Raw genomic sequence first — 3090 nt, forward strand, 5'->3', positions numbered from 1 at the left:
CCGGCAACATATAAGCTGGTAGAGAAAATGATGGAAGCAGCTGGGAAATTTTAGATTTCGGATTTCGGATTTATGATTTTCTTTGATTTACAAAGGTCTTTTGTAAATGGCAGGGTACTTAAAATTTAAGGAAATCCGAAATCAGAAATCGCAAATCCGAAATCACAAAAACACGTCTTCAATAAAAAAATATTCTACCGGTTCGTTTTTTAAAATGGTAATAGAAAGAATATCAAACTGAATTCTTTTCCATTGAGGGAATTGGTATAAAAATTCTTCTGAAGCATTTATTAAATTTTGTATTTTCTTTTTTGAAACGGCTTCTTCGGGATGGCCGAATTTTTTTGTACGCCGGGTTTTTACTTCTATAAAGTGCAGCACATTTTCTTTTGCAGCAATAATATCCACTTCCCAATGGCTGTGCCGCCAGTTTTGATGCAAAAGAGTAAAGCCATTTTCAGTAAAATATTTTACTGCCATTGTTTCGCCTGTGCTGCCGGTTTGGTTATGCTGTGCCATTTTTCAAAGATAATTTAAACGGAACAACCGTAGGGTTCTTGCAAAACTCTTGGAGGGTTTCCTTTCTAATTTAAAAACTCTTTAAATTAACCCTCCAAAAGTTAGTTAATACAAAACTTCTGGAGGGTTTTCTTTTAAATGCAAAGATTCTTTAAATTAATCCTCCAAGAGTTATAGACCCTCCAGGAGTTATTGGGAATTAAAAGACTAATTAACAACCTGAGGATAATTGCAGTTACAAAATGATGCAGGGGAAATATTATTGCTTATTTTTGCTGCAAATAATCATAACAAATGAAGACTCAAAATAAGCAATTGATATTTTCGGCAGCGGCGCTGATATTAGTAGCAGCAATTTCAAGATTAATTCCGCATCCGCCTAATTTTGCACCCATTGCATCACTGGCAATTTTTGGAGGCGCTGTAATTACTAATAAGAAGTACGCACTTATTTTACCATTAGGAGCTTTATTGCTGAGCGATATCTTATTTGAATTATTTACCAGTACACCGGGTTTTTATGATATAAGCCAGACCTTTGTATATGGCGCATTTATATTAATTACTTTTCTTGCTACACAAATTAAAAAAGTAAATACTAAAAATATTTTGTTCGCCTGCGTTTGGAGTGGTGTAATATTTTTTATACTTTCTAATTTTGGAATGTGGTTAACAGGTGCTTATTACCCAAAAACATTTAATGGATTAATAGCATGTTATACAGCTGCAATACCGTTTTATAAAAACGAATTTTTTGGCAATATGCTGCTGAATACTTTTATGAGTAATTTCTTTTTTACCGCTTTACTTTTTGGTGCTTATGCATTTATAAAGAAAACTGTATTCTCAACAAATACACAGTTAGCCTGATAGGAATCTCCATAAATTATTTTAAAACCTGCCCCTGTAAACGGCAGGTTTTATTTTGCCTGCAGCTTTGTAAACCAATATTTGTCATGCAGTATTTTATCTGTAACTATAACATCAACAGGGTTTGTAAAAAGCGGGCAATCTAAAACCAGGGTATGAAATTCACCATTCTCACCACAAACATCCGCACCTGCACTTCTTAAATCAGTTACACAATCTTCATCTATCAATCTTCCCAAAAAATCGGGCCCCATTATTTCGTTACAGCTTACAATGATTGTTTTTATACCAGCATCAAGCATTTGCATAACTAATTGCTCTCTGTCCTGCTGCCATAATGGTAATATTGCGGTAAGGTCTGCATTGGCGCAAACTTTTTCTTCCCAGTCCCGGTGAGCTTGTAAATCAATATCACCAAATACTGCATGCGTTAAACTATAATCATTTTTAAGTTGCTGTAATGTTGCAGTAAATTTTGTTTCATAGTCTGCCCAGCTGCTGGCTACTAACTGTATGGGTAAGCCGGCGGCCTTAGCCTGTAATTGTAAAATGGCAGCAGGTATGCCATGGCTTCGGGATATTTGCCCGTCTTCATTTAAAACGTTTAATAAAACTGATGGGGTATAGTTATTTTTTATTGCCTGCATTAATGCAAAGCAACTGTCTTTACCACCGCTCCAGCTGCAAACTGTATTTTTATTTGCTTCATTATTTTTTTTCATATTCATTCTCTTCGTACCATTCATCTATAAGTAAATCTTTCCCATCTGCAGCAGCTGTGGCCAGTTCATCGCAACGGTTATTAAAAGGATTAGTAGCATGACCTTTTACCCAGTGCATGGTAATTTTAAATTGTCTCGATATTTCGTAATAGTGTTTCCACAGATCGCTGTTTTTTTTGCCGCCTTTAAAGTTTGTTTTTATCCAGGTGTTAAGCCACCCTTCACTAATTGCCTTTACCACATACTGGCTGTCGGAATAAATATGCACTGGATGTTCTGCTTTTTTTAAAGCTTCCAATGCAGTAATAACGGCAAGTAATTCCATACGGTTATTAGTGGTAAGCCGGTAGCCTTGCGATAATTCTTTACGGTGGTTATTCCACATTAATATAGCGCCGTAACCGCCGGGGCCGGGGTTGCCTCTTGCTGCACCATCGGTGTAAATATTTATTGTACTCAAGTGTTGTAAATTATTTCAGCGCTAAGTTAACTGTACTGTTAATGGAGAAAAAATAATTTTAGTATTACTCAGCAACTATTTAAAATTAAAGAAACAGTAAACTATGAAAGCAGATAAGCTCAAAAATAAAGCAAGAATCACAAAGTATAAAACAGGTTTTTCTTTTTTTGTACTATCAATAAAATATTTTGCTTTAGGAGACAGACGCACTAAAAAAAGCGATATAAGGAAAACAATAACTACAGGAATGAGAAACAGCAATAAAATAAGTGCAACAGCACCATCGTTCCATTCTGAAAGAAGCACCATATTGTTTTTTGTTTGATTTTGTCGTAATATAATACAATTTTGATGACGCTAACTTAATTAATGATTTTTAGTAAAACGTTGAATAAATTATTTACTTTTCAAAGGATACAATAATCTCAGTGCATTAAAAATAGCCTGGTGTGTAATGGTAGCATGATCTTCCTGTGGTAAATAATCAAAATACACTGTAACGTTTTTGCTTTTTGTATG

At 34.7% G+C, this 3090-nt stretch carries 5 protein-coding genes; 1 reads left to right on the top strand and 4 read right to left on the bottom strand.

Annotated features, from left to right (window positions below; translation table 11 throughout):
* Positions 1-162 precede the first annotated feature (162 nt).
* Entirely contained in the window at positions 163-519 is a 357-nt protein-coding gene (locus tag ACY65O_RS07310) for a YraN family protein (RefSeq protein ID WP_462220198.1), read from the bottom strand.
* Positions 520-813: 294 nt separating this feature from the next.
* On the opposite strand from ACY65O_RS07310, the gene ACY65O_RS07315 reads away from it, so the two are divergent.
* Positions 814-1389 (top strand): DUF6580 family putative transport protein, encoded by a 576-nt coding sequence (locus ACY65O_RS07315; protein WP_462220199.1) that lies wholly within the window; start codon positions 814-816, stop codon positions 1387-1389.
* Positions 1390-1439: 50 nt separating this feature from the next.
* Here the strand turns inward: ACY65O_RS07315 and ACY65O_RS07320 are convergent, their stop codons facing one another.
* The 3 genes from ACY65O_RS07320 to ACY65O_RS07330 form a co-directional block, all read right to left on the bottom strand.
* Positions 1440-2111, bottom strand: a complete 672-nt coding sequence (locus tag ACY65O_RS07320; protein WP_462220200.1) for a Dph6-related ATP pyrophosphatase — start codon at positions 2109-2111, stop codon at positions 1440-1442.
* Positions 2098-2571: a ribonuclease HI gene (rnhA, locus tag ACY65O_RS07325; RefSeq protein WP_462220201.1), complete on the bottom strand. Its 474-nt coding sequence runs from the start codon at positions 2569-2571 to the stop codon at positions 2098-2100. The genes ACY65O_RS07320 and rnhA overlap by 14 nt, the downstream gene beginning before the upstream one ends.
* A 75-nt stretch (positions 2572-2646) precedes the next feature.
* A complete protein-coding gene (locus tag ACY65O_RS07330) occupies positions 2647-2880 on the bottom strand; it encodes a hypothetical protein (protein ID WP_462220202.1) in 234 nt (77 codons plus the stop codon).
* Positions 2881-3090: the final 210 nt, after the last annotated feature.

Source organism: Ferruginibacter sp. (genome assembly GCF_031430955.1).
Taxonomy (GTDB): Bacteria; Bacteroidota; Bacteroidia; order Chitinophagales; family Chitinophagaceae; genus Ferruginibacter.